The 15,610-nt window shown below is 64.1% G+C and carries 14 protein-coding genes; 6 read left to right on the plus strand and 8 right to left on the minus strand.

Going from position 1 to position 15,610, the window contains the following annotated elements:
- Positions 1-166 precede the first annotated feature (166 nt).
- Positions 167-1,588: an MATE family efflux transporter gene (locus ABMC89_RS05795; protein ID WP_349566130.1), complete on the plus strand. Its 1,422-nt coding sequence runs from the start codon at positions 167-169 to the stop codon at positions 1,586-1,588.
- Between the two features lie 107 nt (positions 1,589-1,695).
- Here the strand turns inward: ABMC89_RS05795 and ABMC89_RS05800 are convergent, their stop codons facing one another.
- Positions 1,696-3,186 (minus strand): NAD(P)(+) transhydrogenase (Re/Si-specific) subunit beta, encoded by a 1,491-nt coding sequence (locus ABMC89_RS05800; protein WP_349566132.1) that lies wholly within the window; start codon positions 3,184-3,186, stop codon positions 1,696-1,698.
- Between the two features lie 14 nt (positions 3,187-3,200).
- A complete protein-coding gene (locus ABMC89_RS05805) occupies positions 3,201-4,775 on the minus strand; it encodes a Re/Si-specific NAD(P)(+) transhydrogenase subunit alpha (RefSeq protein WP_349566134.1) in 1,575 nt (524 codons plus the stop codon).
- 334 nt (positions 4,776-5,109) lie between these two features.
- Here ABMC89_RS05805 and ABMC89_RS05810 point away from each other — a divergent pair, with 334 nt between their 5' ends.
- Positions 5,110-5,862, plus strand: coding sequence for an SDR family NAD(P)-dependent oxidoreductase (locus ABMC89_RS05810; RefSeq protein ID WP_349566136.1), 753 nt, complete (start codon positions 5,110-5,112; stop codon positions 5,860-5,862).
- A gap of 51 nt (positions 5,863-5,913) precedes the next feature.
- On the opposite strand, the gene ABMC89_RS05815 is transcribed toward ABMC89_RS05810, so the two are convergent.
- The 5 genes from ABMC89_RS05815 to ABMC89_RS05835 all read right to left on the minus strand — a co-directional run bounded on the left by ABMC89_RS05815 (position 5,914) and on the right by ABMC89_RS05835 (position 10,226).
- The gene (locus ABMC89_RS05815) at positions 5,914-6,693 is read right to left on the minus strand and encodes a gamma-glutamyl-gamma-aminobutyrate hydrolase family protein (RefSeq protein ID WP_349566138.1); all 780 of its coding nucleotides are present in this window, start codon (positions 6,691-6,693) and stop codon (positions 5,914-5,916) included.
- Positions 6,694-6,819: 126 nt separating this feature from the next.
- Positions 6,820-7,245, minus strand: coding sequence for a GlcG/HbpS family heme-binding protein (locus tag ABMC89_RS05820; RefSeq protein ID WP_349566140.1), 426 nt, complete (start codon positions 7,243-7,245; stop codon positions 6,820-6,822).
- Positions 7,246-7,381: 136 nt separating this feature from the next.
- Complete coding sequence (locus tag ABMC89_RS05825; protein WP_349566142.1) at positions 7,382-9,604, minus strand: malate synthase G; 2,223 nt, start codon at positions 9,602-9,604, stop codon at positions 7,382-7,384.
- Positions 9,605-9,717: 113 nt separating this feature from the next.
- The gene (locus ABMC89_RS05830; protein ID WP_349566144.1) at positions 9,718-9,888 is read right to left on the minus strand and encodes a DUF2256 domain-containing protein; all 171 of its coding nucleotides are present in this window, start codon (positions 9,886-9,888) and stop codon (positions 9,718-9,720) included.
- 80 nt (positions 9,889-9,968) lie between these two features.
- Positions 9,969-10,226 carry a hypothetical protein gene (locus ABMC89_RS05835; RefSeq protein ID WP_349566146.1) on the minus strand — a complete coding sequence of 86 codons (258 nt, stop codon included), beginning with the start codon at positions 10,224-10,226 and terminating at the stop codon, positions 9,969-9,971.
- Between the two features lie 124 nt (positions 10,227-10,350).
- Here ABMC89_RS05835 and pepN point away from each other — a divergent pair, with 124 nt between their 5' ends.
- The 4 genes from pepN to ABMC89_RS05855 are packed head-to-tail and all read left to right on the plus strand — an operon-like array spanning position 10,351 to position 14,640.
- Entirely contained in the window at positions 10,351-12,903 is a 2,553-nt protein-coding gene (gene pepN / locus ABMC89_RS05840; RefSeq protein ID WP_349566148.1) for an aminopeptidase N, read from the plus strand.
- On the plus strand, positions 12,900-13,640 hold the full coding sequence (locus ABMC89_RS05845; RefSeq protein WP_349566150.1) for an SDR family NAD(P)-dependent oxidoreductase: 741 nt from the start codon (positions 12,900-12,902) through the stop codon (positions 13,638-13,640). The genes pepN and ABMC89_RS05845 overlap by 4 nt, the downstream gene beginning before the upstream one ends.
- A gap of 38 nt (positions 13,641-13,678) precedes the next feature.
- Positions 13,679-14,209: a hypothetical protein gene (locus tag ABMC89_RS05850; protein ID WP_349566152.1), complete on the plus strand. Its 531-nt coding sequence runs from the start codon at positions 13,679-13,681 to the stop codon at positions 14,207-14,209.
- Positions 14,206-14,640: a hypothetical protein gene (locus ABMC89_RS05855; RefSeq protein ID WP_349566154.1), complete on the plus strand. Its 435-nt coding sequence runs from the start codon at positions 14,206-14,208 to the stop codon at positions 14,638-14,640. Before ABMC89_RS05850 ends, ABMC89_RS05855 begins: the two co-directional genes overlap by 4 nt.
- A gap of 30 nt (positions 14,641-14,670) precedes the next feature.
- Here ABMC89_RS05855 and ABMC89_RS05860 read toward each other — a convergent pair whose 3' ends face one another.
- A complete protein-coding gene (locus tag ABMC89_RS05860; RefSeq protein ID WP_349566156.1) occupies positions 14,671-15,444 on the minus strand; it encodes a transglycosylase SLT domain-containing protein in 774 nt (257 codons plus the stop codon).
- Between the last annotated feature and the right edge of the window lie 166 nt (positions 15,445-15,610).

Genomic DNA, 15,610 nt, shown 5'->3' on the forward strand with positions numbered 1-15,610 from the left:
AATGCCGCACTGCCCCAACACCTTGCAACGTAGAAGTGACGCGATCAAAGACAAAACAGGGACACCGCTGTATACAGTGCCGCCTATCGGAAAGGTATCGCAGCCTTGGAACGGCGGCGCACGGCGCTAGTTCTGCGTGGTTCGCCCAAGCCCGAAGGAATTTCCGATGCCAGATGCCGCCCAGGACAGTGCCCCGCAGTCCGGCAAGAAAGGAGAGCGCGACCTGACCAAGGGACCGGTCTGGAAAGCCCTGACCGTGATGTCCGCCCCGATGAGCTTTGGCATCCTCGCGGTGCTGAGTGTGGGTCTGGCCGATGCCTATTTCCTCGGCCAGCTTGGCGAGACGGAACTGGCAGCGGTGGGGTATATCTATCCGGTGACCACGGCGATCATCTCGCTCAGCATCGGGATGAGCGCGGGGGCCAATGCCGCGCTCAGCCAGGGCGTCGGACGCGGTGACGATGCCGAGGCGACACAGCGCCTCGGCCTGCACGCCATCGGGATCGGTCTGGCCACGGGGATTACGGTCGCGGTGCTGTTCTGGCTGGCCTATCCGCTTATTTTCGCGGCAATGGGCGCCGATGACGCCAGCGCCGAGGCGATTGCGCAATACGCCCCCTACTGGGCCATGAGCTTTCCGTTCCTTGTCTTGATGATGATCACCAATTCGGTCTTCCGCTCCCACGGGGACAGTGTGACATCGGCGGTGGTGATGGTGGTCCAGGCCGTCATCAACATCGCGCTCAACCCGTTGCTGATCTTCGGCATGTGGGGCCTGCCGGAACTCGGGATGCAGGGGGCCGCAGTTGCGACCCTGACCGGACGCTCCATCGCCAGCTCGATCGCGCTGTTCATCGCGTGGCGGCGCGGCCTTCTGGGCTGGTGCGGCAGGTTGTTCAACGGGCTGGCGGGCTCGGCCAAGCGGATATTCAACGTCGGCGCACCGGCGGCTTTCTCGAATGCGATCAACCCTGCCGGTATGGCGCTGGTCACTGCGGCCGTCTCGACCGTCGGAGACGCCGCCGTGGCCGGTTTCGGCGCCGCAACACGGGTGCAATCCGTGGCGCTGGTGCCGCTGATGGCGCTTTCGTCGGGGATTGCACCGGTCGTCGGGCAGAACTGGGGCGCGCAGGCCCGCGACCGCGCGCAGGATGCGGTGCACTGGGCCTTTATCTTCTGCACCGGCTACGGTGTCTTTCTGGCGCTCATCCTGGGCATCTTCGCGGACCCGATCGCGGGGCTGCTGGCCGCAGGTGACGCGGATCAGGCCTACGCCGCGCAATACCTGCGCTTCGTCGGTGCCAGCTTCTTTGGCTACGGTCTGCTGGTCAGTGCAAATTCGGCGATGAACGCCCGCGACAAACCGTTGTGGTCGATGGGCCTGAGCCTCGGGCGAATCTTTGCCATCTATCTGCCGCTGGCATGGGTCGGCGCATTGACCCTAGGGTTTACCGGTATCGTCGCCGCCGCCGTTGCCGCGAACCTTCTGGGGGCATGGGGGGCAGTGGTTGCCACCCGGTCGGTCGCGCTGAACCGCATCGACCTTGGCCTTGTGTCATTCCTTGCCGCACGGCGCGATTGCGCCTGACGCTGGTTCGGCAAAGGAAAAGGCGCCCGACATCGCTGCCGGGCGCCTTTTGCCGTTGTTGTGGCTCAGCCATCCCCTTTTGAGGGCGCGTGGCTGGTGCCTCGGGATCAGTCGATCATCGGCAACAGCTTGTCGAGCGACGCCTTGGCATCCCCGTAGAACATGCGCGTGTTGTCCTTGAAGAACAGCGGGTTCTCGATACCGGAGTATCCCGTCCCCTGCCCGCGCTTGGACACGAAGACCTGCTTGGCTTTCCAGCATTCCAGAACCGGCATACCGGCGATGGGGCTGTTTGGGTCGTCCTGTGCGGCGGGGTTCACGATGTCGTTCGACCCGATGACAATCGCCACGTCCGTGTCCGGGAAATCATCGTTGATCTCGTCCATCTCAAGCACGATGTCATAGGGCACCTTGGCTTCGGCCAGCAGCACGTTCATGTGGCCGGGCAGACGCCCCGCAACGGGGTGGATCGCAAAGCGGACGTTCTTGCCCGCTGCGCGCAGCTTCTTGACCAGTTCGCTGACCGCCGTCTGGGCCTGCGCCACCGCCATGCCGTAGCCTGGGATGATGATGATGCTTTCGGCCTCGTTCAGCGCCTGTGCGACACCGTCCGCCTCGATCGCGACCTGCTCGCCGTCGACTGCCATCTGCTCACCCGCAGGGCCGCCGAAGCCACCAAGGATCACCGACACGAAGGACCGGTTCATCGCCTTGCACATGATGTAGCTCAGGATCGCACCGGAAGAACCAACCAGCGCACCGACCACGATCAGCAGATCATTGCCAAGGCTGAAACCGATGGCCGCCGCCGCCCAGCCGGAATAGCTGTTAAGCATCGACACCACGACAGGCATGTCCGCCCCGCCGATGCCCATGATCAGGTGATACCCGATGAACAGGGCCGCAACCGTCAGCAGAAGCAGCGGGATGAAGCCACCGGAGGTGAGGTACCAGATCAGGCAGAGCGCCGAGATGACCGCCGCCGCGATGTTCAGCAGGTGACCACCGGGCAGCTTTTCCGCAGCGCTGCTGACACGGCCAGCCAGCTTGCCGTAGGCAATGACCGATCCGGTGAAGGTCACGGCACCGATCCAGATCCCGAGCACCAGTTCGACGCGCAGGATGTTGATCTCGACACCGGTTTTCTTCGCCACGATTGCCGCGAACCCGCGGAACTGATCGGCAACCTCTTTCGCGGCGCCCGTCAGCGTGCCGTAGCTTTCCTGCGGGAACGGCAGGCCGGCATCAGCGAAGGCGGCCGCCACGCGACCGATTTCGATATGGGCGTTCAGACCGACGAACACCGCCGCCAGACCCACAAGGCTGTGCATCGCCGCAACCAGTTCGGGCATCTGCGTCATCTGCACCCGTGTCGCCAGCTGGTAGCCGATGGCACCGCCGCCGATGATCAGCGGGATAGACAGCCACCACAGGCCCGCACCGGGCCCAAGCAGCGTTGCCGCCACCGCCAGCGCCATGCCGACAATACCGTACCAGACCGCACGTTTCGCGCTTTCCTGTCCCGAAAGACCGCCAAGCGAGAGAATGAACAAGATCGCCGCAACGACGTAAGCGGCTGTTGTGAAACCGTATTCCATCTATTCAGCCTCCTTCAGGATTTCTGGAACATGGCGAGCATGCGCCGTGTCACGAGGAAGCCGCCGAAGATGTTGATCCCACACATGAAGACCGACAGGGCAGCAAGAATGATCACGAGGAAGGAGCCCGAGCCGATCTGCATCAGCGCCCCCAGCACGATGATCGAGGAAATCGCGTTCGTCACCGCCATCAGCGGCGTGTGCAGGCTGTGCGCCACGCCCCAGATGACCTGGAAACCGATGAATACGGAAAGAACGAAGACGATGAAGTGCTGCATGAAGCTCGCTGGTGCAACCAGTCCCACCAGCAGCAAAAGCGCGCCGCCAATGGCCAGCAGGCCGACCTGCTGTTTGGTCTGCGCCTTGAAGGCTTCGACTTCCGCCTGCTTTTTCTCTTCGGGCGTCAGCTCCTTTGCCTTTTCCTTCTTCGGCTGTGCCGCAATCGCGGCCACCTTTGGCTTCGGCGGCGGGTATGTGATTTCCTTGTCATGGGCGATGGTCGCCCCGCGGATTACATCGTCGTCCATGTTGTGGTTGATCTGACCGTCCTTTTCGGGCGTCAGGTCAGTCAGCAGGTGACGGATGTTGGTCGCGTACAGCGTTGACGCCTGCGTGCCCATCCGGCTGGGGAAGTCGGTGTAGCCGATGATGGTAACGCCGTTCTCGGTGACGATCTTCTCGTCCTTGACGGTCAGCTTGCAGTTGCCGCCCTTCTCTGCCGCGAGATCGACAATGACCGAGCCCGGCTTCATCGCCGCGACCATGTCTTCGGTCCACAGCTCGGGGGCTTCGCGGTTGGGGATCAGCGCGGTGGTGATGACGATATCGACATCGGGGGCCAGTTCGCGGAACTTCGCCAGCTGGGCCTCGCGGAACTCGGGCGACGAAACAGAGGCATAGCCGCCGGAGGAGGATCCGTCCTGCTGCTCTTCCTCGAAATCGAGATAGACGAACTCGGCGCCCATGCTTTCGACCTGCTCGGCCACTTCGGGGCGCACGTCAAAGGCCAGCGTGATCGCGCCAAGGCTGGTCGAGGTGCCGATCGCGGCCAGACCGGCGACACCGGCGCCAACGACGAGAACCTTGGCCGGGGGCACACGGCCCGCCGCGGTGATCTGTCCGGTAAAGAAGCGGCCGAAGTTGTTGCCCGCTTCGATCACCGCGCGGTAGCCCGCGATATTTGCCATGGACGACAGCGCGTCCATCTTCTGCGCGCGGCTGATGCGCGGGATCATTTCCATCGCAACGACGGTGGCACCCTTCTTGGCGGCGGCCTCCATCTTGGCCTCGTCCGCGACGGGGCTGAAGAACGAGATCAGCGTCTGGCCTTCGCGCAGCCGCTTCATTTCCGTATCGTCAGGGACACGCACCTTGGCGACGATATCCGCGGCTTTCCACAGCGCGGCGGCGGTCTTGACCACTTCCACACCGGCCGCCTCATAGGCAGCATCGTCAAACCCCGAGCGTTCGCCCGCACCGGATTCGATCAGGCATTCATGCCCGAGCTTTTGTAACTGTCCCGCACTCTCGGGCGTCATCGCCACGCGGCGCTCGCCTTCGAATACCTCTTTAGGTGTCCCGATCTTCACTCAAAATCTCCCAAAATCCTGTTTGGTGCGAAACTGGCGTGTCGCAGATGTCCAGTTGACCTAGCGCGCCCCCCAACGGACCACAAGCACCGCGGCCCCAGATTGAAAGCCCCGACGCCACTTTTTCGGGCAAAACGCCCAGTTTTTAGCAGTATACAATGGCATACATTCCCGCAACTTTATTTCAAGCAACGCGCATCCGGCGAAATAATGAAACCCGACCGTTTCCGCCACCCCCTAGATTCGGCATGCCTTCAACTTATCCGCGCACCGGTTTGCGTTTCGCTGCGTCATGCCTAGTCTGTGGAGGAACTGAATTCGGGAGAAAACCATAATGACACTCAAAGGCAAACACGCCCTCATCACCGGCGGCGGCACAGGCATCGGGCTGGCCATCGCCCGGTCGTTCGCGGCGCAAGGGGCGCATGTGACGATCACCGGTCGCCGGCAGGAAGTGCTGGACGAGGTCGCCACCGACGCCATGACGCCGCTGGCGATGGATGTGCGCGACGAAGACGATGTGGTCGCCAAGATCGCGCAGGCGGTGGACCGCAACGGCCCCGTGCAGATCTGCGTGCCCAACGCGGGGCTGGCCACGGGCAAAGCGGCGCACAAGACCGACATGGCATTCTGGCGCGACATGATGGCCACCAACCTCGACGGGGCCTTCCTGACCGTGCGGGAAAGCCTCAAGACGATGCGCGAAACCGACTGGGGCCGCGTGATCGCGATTTCCTCCATGGCAGGGATCAAGGGGTTGCCGGGGGCCACGTGCTATACCGCGTCCAAACACGGGATGATCGGCCTGATCCGCGCGCTGAGCGAGGAGTACATGGGCAAGCCCTATACGTTCAACGCGCTCTGCCCCGGATATGTCGATACCGATATCGTGACCCGCAACACCGCGTCCATATCGGCCCGCGCAGGCATTTCAGAGGACGCGGCACGCGATGTGATGGTCAATGCAAACCGCCACAAACGCCTGATCACGGTCGACGAGGTGTCGGCGGCAGCGAACTGGCTGGTCGGTGAGGGGTCGGGCAGTATCAACGGTCAGTGCATCGAAATCGCGGGCGGCCAGATGTAGCCTGCAAAAGGATCGGGCCGTCCGTGCGCCAGCGCGGTCGGCCCTGCGCTATCAGCCCGCGTGTTGTAGCGCTGCGGGGCGCTGGCCGGCTGCCCAGGCGGACGCGGCCTGACCGAAGGCTTCGAAGAGCGGGCGCGACACCGGATCCTTCGCGGCCTCGTATTCCGGATGCCACTGCACCGCGAGGGTAAAGCCGGGCGCGCCGTCGATATAGATCGCCTCGGGCGTGCCATCCTCGGCGTAGCCGTCGATGACCACACGGCCACCGGGCGCCTTGATCCCCTGCCCGTGCAGGGTGTTGGTACGGACGACTTCCGCGCCCATGACCCGGTGAAACACGCCACCCTTGGTAAAGCGGACATCGTGGCGCAGTTCGAATTTTTCCTCGATCGTCCCGTCGGGAGGCATCCGGTGGTTCATCCGGCCCGGCAATTCGCGAATCTCAGGGTAGAGCGATCCGCCCATTGCGACGTTCACTTCCTGAAAGCCGCGGCAAATTCCGAGGATCGGCTGACCGGTCGCGACACAGGCCCGGGTCAGCTCAAGCGCCAGTCCGTCGCGCTTGCGGTCGAAGGTGCCATGCGCCTCCGTCTCGGGCTCTCCGTATTCTTCGGGATGCACGTTCGGACGCCCGCCGGTCAGCAGAAAGCCGTCGCAGCAGGCCATCAATTCCGCAATCGGAGCCACTTCCTGATCGGCGGGAACCACGAGGGGCAATCCGCCGGCCACTTCTGCGACCGCCTTGATGTTCATCGCCCCGGCGGCCTGAACGACGTATTGATCGTTGATGAGATGACTGTTTCCGATAATCCCGATGACAGGCCGTCTCATGTCGCACCTCGCTGGTTGATCTACCGGCAGAAGCTAGCAACTGCTGCCCGCGACCTCAACACCACAAAAACGGGCGCGCCCAGTCGGAGGGCACGCCTGCATTATTTTTGGGCAAATCTGGTGGCGTCAGATCTCGCCGATCAGGTTCGCCGCTTCGATGCCCGCCATGGCCGCAGCGGCATCATTGTCGGAGGTATCGCCGGTCACGCCGACCGCCCCGATCACGGCGCCCTTCGCGCTGCGCAAAAGCACACCGCCCGGCACCGGCACAACCTGACCGCCGAACACACCGTTGACCGCAGCCATGAAATAGGCCTGATCTTCCGCCCGCTTCATCTGCGCACCGCCGGACATGCCCAGCATCACGGCCCCGTAGGCTTTGCCGTGGGCAATCGCGAACCGGCCCACCGACGCCCCGTCCTGCCGTTCGAACGCGATCACATGTCCGCCCGCGTCCAGCACCACAACCGACAGTGGCTTCAGTTCCAGCTCGGCACCTTTTTCGAACGCCTTGCGGATCACGGTCCGCGCTTTTCTCAGTGAAACAGTCATGCTTCGTCCTTCCCTTTTTCTGCGGCCCCTTCCACGGGTACCGATTCTGTCTTCTTTTCCTGGCCTTCAGCCTCCGGCCAACCGCGCGCCTTGTGCGGGGCGGGGGCTGGCCCCCTTCCCCGCTGCGCCCCGCGCCTCAGCCTGCGGCCTTCAGCTCCAGCCGCCGCGCGTGCAACACTGGCTCTGTATAACCCGAAGGCTGTTCGACGCCTTTCAGCACCAGATCGCAGCCCGCCTTGAACGCGATCCCGTCGTAGCCCGGCGCCATCGGCGTATACTGTGGATCACCCGCGTTCTGGCGGTCGACGACTTCGGCCATCTTCTTGAGCCCGGCAATGACCTGCTCCTCGCTGATCACCCCGTGGTGCAGCCAGTTGGCCAGCGCCTGCGCCGAGATCCGGCAGGTTGCGCGGTCTTCCATCAGGCCCACATCATTGATGTCGGGCACCTTGGAACAGCCCACCCCCTGATCGACCCAGCGCACGACGTATCCGAGGATACCCTGGGCGTTGTTCTCGATCTCGCGGGTGACCTCGTCATCGCTGAGGTTGCGGCCTTCCATCACCGGGATCGTCAACAGGTCTTCGAGGGTGCCGCGCGCCCCGCCGGCGGCGAGTTCATCCTGACGCGCCAGCACGTCGACAGCGTGGTAGTGCATCGCGTGCAGGGTGGCGGCCGTCGGCGACGGAACCCAGGCACAGGTCGCGCCCGCCTTGGGGTGGCCGATCTTCTGGTCCAGCATCTCTGCCATACGGTCAGGCATGGCCCACATGCCCTTGCCGATCTGCGCGCGCCCCTTCAGGCCGCAGGCCAGACCGATATCGACGTTGCGGTCTTCGTAGGCCGCGATCCAGGGCTGTGTCTTCATCTCGCCCTTGGGCACCATCGGACCTGCATCCATCGAGGTATGGATCTCGTCGCCGGTACGGTCGAGGAAGCCTGTGTTGATGAAGGCCACACGGGATTTCGCCGCGCGGATACATTCCTTGAGGTTGACGCTGGTGCGGCGCTCCTCGTCCATGATCCCCAGCTTTACGGTGTTCTGCGGCAGGCCCAGAACCTTTTCCACATGGCTGAAAATTGCGTCCGAAAAGGCGACCTCTTCGGGGCCGTGCATCTTCGGCTTCACGACGTAGACCGATCCGGTGACCGAATTTCCGCCCTCGCGATTCAGGTCGTGCATCGCGATCAGCGTTGTGATCATCGCATCCATCAGCCCCTCACCCACCTCGAGGCCGTCACGGTCGAGGATCGCGGGATTGGTCATCAGATGGCCCACGTTGCGCACCAGCATCAACGACCGGCCCTTGAGTGTCAGGCTGCCGCCATCCGCCGCGGTATAGTCGCGGTCGGGGTTCATCGCGCGGGTGACGGTCTTTCCGCCCTTCTCGAAGGTCTCTTCCAGATCGCCACGCATCAGGCCCAGCCAGTTGCCGTAGGCGACGACCTTGTCCTCGGCATCGACTGCCGCGACGCTGTCCTCGCAATCCATGATCGTGCTGAGCGCGGATTCCATCAGCACATCGCTGACATGGGCGGGGTCCAACGCGCCGATCGGATGGTCAGCGTCTATCTGGATCTCGATGTGCAGGCCGTTGTTCCGCAGGACAACTGCCGAAGGCGCATCGGCCTGCCCGCGGTAGCCCACGAATTGCGAGGCGTCCGCCAGCGGTGTGCCGTTCTTGACCGGCGGCGTGCCGTCGCGCGCCTCGTCCTGCACGGCGGTGCTGCCGCCACCGCGCCAGTCCGACCCGTTCAGCATCACGCCTTCAAGCTGCCCGTCCACGATCTGGTATCCCACGACCTGCGTGTGGCTGCCTGAAACCAGCGGCACGGCGTCATCCAGAAATGCCTTGGCGCGGGCCACGACACGTTTTCCACGCTCGGCGTCATATCCACCCGCCTGCGGCAAATCGCCCAGCGCATCGGTGCCGTAGAACGCATCATAAAGGGATCCCCAGCGCGCGTTGGCCGCGTTCAGCGCAAAGCGGGCATTGGTGATCGGCACAACCAGTTGCGGTCCGGGCGTCTGGGCGATTTCGGGGTCGACGTCGCGCGTGTCGATCTGGAAATCCTCGCCCTCCTCGACCAGATAGCCGATCTCGCGCAGGAACGCGGTGTAGGCTTCTGCGTCGTGGGGCTTGTCCTGATGGTCACGGTGCCAGCCGTCGAGCTGGCTCTGGATCCGCTCGCGGTCTTCGAGCAGGGCGCGGTTTTTCGGCCCCATGTCGTGGATAAGCGCGGAAAACCCGCTCCAGAAAGATCCCGCATCGACGGACAGCCCGTCGAGGGCTTTCTCTTCGATGAATTCCGCAAGCCTGCTGTCCACTTGCAGGCCGTCACGATCAACACGCTTCATGGTCGCTCCCCTTCGATAGATGGTGTTCCCGCCGGATCGTGTTTCCGATAGGAAATTTCCGTTAAGCCAGCCATAATACCATGCCGACCGGCTCGCAAGGGGCTGCGGTCAGATTATCTTACCAATTTGCCCCCGTCGCCGCGCGGACGGCCGCGCTTGCACCTCTCCGAGCAATAGCGCACTTCGTCCCAGACATCGGCCCATTTCTTGCGCCACGCGAAGGGCCGCCCGCAGGTGGCGCAGGTTTTGCTGGGCAAATCGGACTTCTTGCGCTGCTTGGGCATGACCGCGGCCTATCTCATGCAAAAGCGCCCCCGAACGGAATCGGAGGCGCGGATGGCTTCTGCAAATGCGGCGAAAACGGTCACTCCGTTGCGGCGGGATCCGTTGGCGTGCCGGAGTTGTTCGTGCCCGGCTCGTAGGTGTCGGTTGCAACGGTCGACCCTTCGGCGTTCGTCTCGACGTCGTTCAGCACGGCCTCGCCATCGCCCGCGTTCATCACGTTGTAGACGATGAGCAGAACAATCATCAGCCCCCCGAAAATCATCGCTCCGCGGATGCCGAAAAGGGATGGTTTATGGCGTCGTTCCTGACGCTCAACGTCGGTTTGGGGTGCAGACATTGTCTGTTCTCCTTACTACTTTCTAGCCCGCTTGCGGGCATTGATTCATAGGCATAACGTAAGGCCAGCACCGTCCGTTCCAAGGGCGACCTAAATTTCTTAGCCAGCCCTGTCAGGATACCCGATGCGCGACGCCAGCCCACAGACCGTCTACCTTGCCGACTATACGCCCTTCGGCTGGAAGGTCGAAAGCGTTTCGCTTGCGTTCACATTGGATCCGCATGCCACAAGAGTGCGGTGTCGGATGACGCTGACCCCGAATCCCGGGGCGCCTAAGCAGGATTTCTTCCTGCATGGAGAGAACCTACAGCTGATTAGCGCCAAGATCGACGGGCAGCTTGTCACACCCGACATCACGGCGGACGGTCTGCGCTGCGCCGTACCCGACCGCGCCTTCCTGTGGGAAAGCGAGGTCGAGATCGACCCCGCAAACAACACCGCGCTCGAAGGGCTTTACATGTCGAACGGCATGTACTGCACCCAGTGCGAAGCCGAGGGCTTTCGCAAGATCACCTACTACCCCGACCGCCCCGATGTGATGTCGGTGTTTTCGGTCACGATCGACGGGCCACATCCTGTGCTCTTGTCCAACGGCAATCCCGTCAGCACCTCAGAGGGGCGCGCGGAATGGCATGATCCATGGCCCAAGCCCGCTTATCTCTTCGCACTGGTGGCAGGGGATCTGGTTGCGCATCAGGGCAGTTTCACCACGCGCAGCGGGGCCGAGGTCGCGCTGAACCTCTACGTGCGTCCCGGTGACGAGGGCAAATGCGCCTTCGGCATGGAGGCGCTGAAAGCCTCGATGAAATGGGACGAAGAGGTTTACGGCCGCGAATACGACCTCGATCTGTTCAACATCGTCGCGGTGGACGATTTCAACATGGGCGCGATGGAGAACAAGGGGCTGAACATCTTCAACTCCTCCGCCGTTCTCGCCTCGCCCGAAACCTCGACCGACACGAATTTCGAGCGGATCGAGGCGATCATCGCCCACGAGTATTTCCACAACTGGACCGGCAACCGCATCACCTGCCGCGACTGGTTCCAGCTGTGCCTCAAGGAAGGGCTGACCGTCTTTCGCGACAGCCAGTTCACCGCCGACATGCGGTCGGCACCGGTCAAGCGCATCTCGGACGTGATCGACCTGCGCGCCCGCCAGTTCCCCGAGGATCAGGGCCCGCTGGCGCATCCCGTCCGGCCGGAAAGCTTTCAGGAAGTGAACAACTTCTATACCGCCACGGTCTACGAAAAGGGGGCGGAGGTCATCCACATGCTCAAGACGCTGGTGGGCGATGCGGCCTATGCCGACGCGCTGGACCTGTATTTCACCCGTCACGACGGCGATGCCGCCACAATCGAGGACTGGTTGAAGGTTTTCGAGGACAGCACAGGCCGCGATCTGACGCAGTTCAAGCGCTGGTATTCGCAGGCGGGCACACCGCATCTGTCGGTCACGGAACAGTGGGAGGACGGAACGCTGACGCTCGCGTTCCGGCAGGAAACCAAACCTTCGGCGGCCAGCCCCGCGCCCGCACCACAGGTGATCCCGATCGCGGTGGGCCTGATCGCACGCGACGGAAGCGAAGCCGCGGCCACCCGCGTGCTGGAGATGGACCAGGCCGAGCAGAGCTTCACCTTCGAAGGGCTGGCGGAGCGCCCGGTCGCGTCGATCCTACGCGATTTTTCGGCGCCTGTCGTGCTGGACCATCCCATGCCGGACGCCGACCGCGCGCATCTGGTTGCCCATGACACCGATCCGTTCAACCGCTGGGAAGCGGCACGCACGCTGGCCCGCAAATCCCTGATCGCGATGATCACCGAGGGTGCCGCCCCGGACGCCGCCTATCTCGACGCGCTTGCCGCCGTGGTCACCGACAAGGCGCTTGATCCCGCCTTTCGCGCCCTGATGCTGGGCCTGCCCAGCCAGACGGATCTGGCCGGAACCCTCGACCAGGCAGGACATACCCCCGATCCCGCGAGAATATACACCGCCGCCGAAGCCATGCGCGACGCGCAGGCGCAGCGGCTGGCGGACGATCTGGCAGCGCTGCACAGCGACAATCAGGTGACGGCCCCCTATCGCCCCGACGCTGAGCAGTCGGGCAAACGCGCGCTGGCCAACGCGGCGCTCGCGCTGATCTCGCGACAGGATGGCGGCGCCCGCGCGGCGCGCCAATTCACCGACGCCGACAATATGACACAGCAGCTGGCCGCCCTTGCCTGTAGCCTGCGCGCGGGCAACGGGCAGGATCTGCTGGCGTCCTTCGAGACCCAATGGAAAGACGACCGTCTGGTGATGGACAAGTGGTTCAGCCTTCAGGTGATCGAAGCCGCGCCAGACGAGGCCGCCGCGACCGCCCGCCGCCTGACAGAGCACCCCGATTTCAATTGGAAAAACCCGAACCGCTTCCGCGCGGTCTTCGGGGCGCTGGCGATGCACCACGCGGGTTTCCACCATGCCTCCGGCGCGGGCTATGAACTGCTGACGGACTGGCTGATCCGGCTCGATCCCGTCAACCCGCAGACGACGGCGCGCATGTGCTCGGCCTTCCAGACGTGGCGCAGGTATGACGAGGACCGCCAGAGCATGATCCGCGATCAGGTGACCCGCCTGCTCGACACGGACGGGCTCAGCCGGGACACGACAGAGATGCTCAGCCGGATCGCCGCCGCGTGAGCCGACCGCTGTGCCTGATCACCGGTGCATCTGGCGGAATCGGAGCCGCCTGCGCCCTGCGTGCCGCCGAAGAGGGCTACGACCTTGTCCTGACCTACAACGGCAATCGCGACGGTGCCGAAGAGACCGCCGCGCAGGCGCGTGCCTTAGGTGCGGATGTCGCTGTCCGGCAAACGGATGTCGCCGACCCACAGGCCATCCACGATCTCTTTGCGCAGATCGACGATCTGGGTCCGCTTGCTGCACTGGTCAACAACGCAGGGATCACGGCCCCGCCTGCCCGCGCGGCAGAACTGACCCACGACAGGCTGCGCGCGATCTTTGACGTCAACGTGATCGGCGCGATGCTGGTGGCGGGGGCCGCCGTGCGCCGGATGGTGCCACGGAAATCCGGCGCGATCGTGAACATCACCTCGATCGCCGCGCGCACCGGCGCGCCCGATCTCTTTGTCGACTACGCCGCCAGCAAGGCAGCGCTCGAGACATACTCCAAGGGGCTTGCACTGGAAGTGGCGGGCGCGGGCGTGCGGGTGAACGCGGTCGCCCCCGGCCTGATCGACACCGACATCCACGCCCGCAGCGGCGATCCCGGGCGCCTTGCGCGCACGGCGCCGAACGTGCCGCTGGGCGGACGCGCGGGAACAGCGCGCGAAGTCGCCGACGCCGTGCTTTATCTGTTGTCGGACGCGGCAAGCTATATCACCGGAACCACCCTCGATGTGACGGGCGGCAGGTGACGGGCCCCCGTTCCCGCACCTAAGGAAGGATGCAGTCGATGCTCTACATCATCATTCTGGCCGGCGTGCTCTTCACCGGCCTCTTGATCCTCAGAAAACTTCAGCGCGGCCCCTATATCGCGGGCGGCCTGATGGATGCCCCTGCACCGGTGCGCAAAGCGGCGAAGCGTGCGGGGCTGCACGCGAAACCCAATACCGAGATCATCGCCTCCATCGCCAGTTCCGAGATCTGCATCGCGGCGCTCGGGCAGGCCTTCGCGCAGATGGACAACGCCGGCGCCGTGCAGGACACGGCCCTGCAGACTGCGCTGAAAAAGCATCTGAAACTGGACGCGTCCGCCGCGCAGGATTTGACCGTCCTCGCACCTTGGATCGTGGCGCAGGGCGGTGGCCCAACACCTGCCTTCGATGCGCTGACGCGGCGGCTGAAACGGCTGGACCACGGAACCGCCTTTGACAAGCTGATGCGCGTGCTGGGAGATATCTCTGCCGCGGGCCAGCGCGGCATGCCCAGCGCACGGCAATCGGATGCGATGGGCGCGCTGGCGCGGGTTTTCAGGACCGCATGACGCTTCCATATCACTATAGCGCCACGCCGGACCGGCGGACGCTTCTCTTCGTGGTCGGCCTGATATGGGCGGCGCTTGCCGTGGCCTTGCTGGTGCTGGATGCGGCGTGGTGGATCGTAGCCCTCCTGGGGGCGTTCACGATACCGGCAATGAACGATCTGGTGGTCAATCCGCGTGCCGAATTCGGGCTGACCGACAGCCACATCAACTGGCAGACCCCGCGCTCCGAGGCAGAGATCGCGCTCGAAGGCGTGGATCACCTGCGGCTGGACACGCGGCTCGATTTCTCGGTCCGGCTGAGCGTGGTTCTGACATCGGGCCGCAAGCTGCGTGTGCCGGTTCCGGCAACGCCCCCCGCCGACCGGATCGAAGCGGCAGCGACCGAGGCCGGCCTGAAGGTGAGGCGGCACCATTTTTCCCTGATCGGCTGACCTGCGCTTTGGGCAACAACGCGTCTTCCGTCAGGGTCTGGCCCGTGGCCTCGTGACACCGAGTGGTTTGCAATAGGCCTGACCGCGCAGCCAGTTCGCGATATCCTCGCGTTTGCGGGCATTGCGCATCGGTCCCCAATCCGCCGACACACCCCGCCATGCCCCGTCGCGCCCGTGGATTACACCGTCGCGCCGCACCGTATGGGTCATGATGCGCACCGCACAGCTGAGATTCGCGGCACCGCTTTTCAGTGCCTCGCCGGTACCGGCATTACATCTGTACCCCCGCGCCGTGGCAGGCAGGATCTGCAACAACCCGTACCATTTGCCACCGCCACCGACCGCCCAGGGTTTGAAGGTACTCTCGTGCTTGGCCAGCGCCGACAGGTATCCCACCCAGAACGCCCGCCTCTTGGCGTCGTCGTTCATCGGATAGGCGGGGCACCATGTTTCGATGTCGCGCGGCACGAGGTCGACCAGCGGCTTGCCATGATCCTTGAGCGCCGAAAGTGCGGTTTGTGTCCAGAGCGCGTGGCCCGACATGTGCTGCCAGCGCGTGCGCGGAAGCTGCGCGCGCCGTGCGGGGGGACGGACCGCGATGCTGGCCGGATCAATCAGCGGCGGCCCCGTACGTGGCACCCCTACCGCGGCAGCCGTGGTCACCACGCCGTCAACGCGCGGCCCCAACGCATCCGGCGCCACCGGCACTGCGGGCAAGGCCGGGGGCCGCACGGTCGCCTGTGTCTCGGCACCAAGCGCGAGCGGGATGCCCGCGCAGAGGATAAAGAAGAGCAGCTTTTTCATGACGCACACTATGTTGCGCCCTGCGTCGCCTTGGCAAGACAGACAGAATCCGGTCGCGCGCCCGTCTGTCCCCTGCGGGGGTACAATCAGCCGCTATCCGCCGGTCTGGCGGGACACGCGCAACAATCCGCCGCAAATGACCGCTTGGCGGGCTTCAACATTCTCG

Origin of the sequence: Sulfitobacter sp. HNIBRBA3233, assembly GCF_040149665.1 — a bacterium.
Taxonomy (GTDB): Bacteria; Pseudomonadota; Alphaproteobacteria; order Rhodobacterales; family Rhodobacteraceae; genus Sulfitobacter; species Sulfitobacter marinivivus.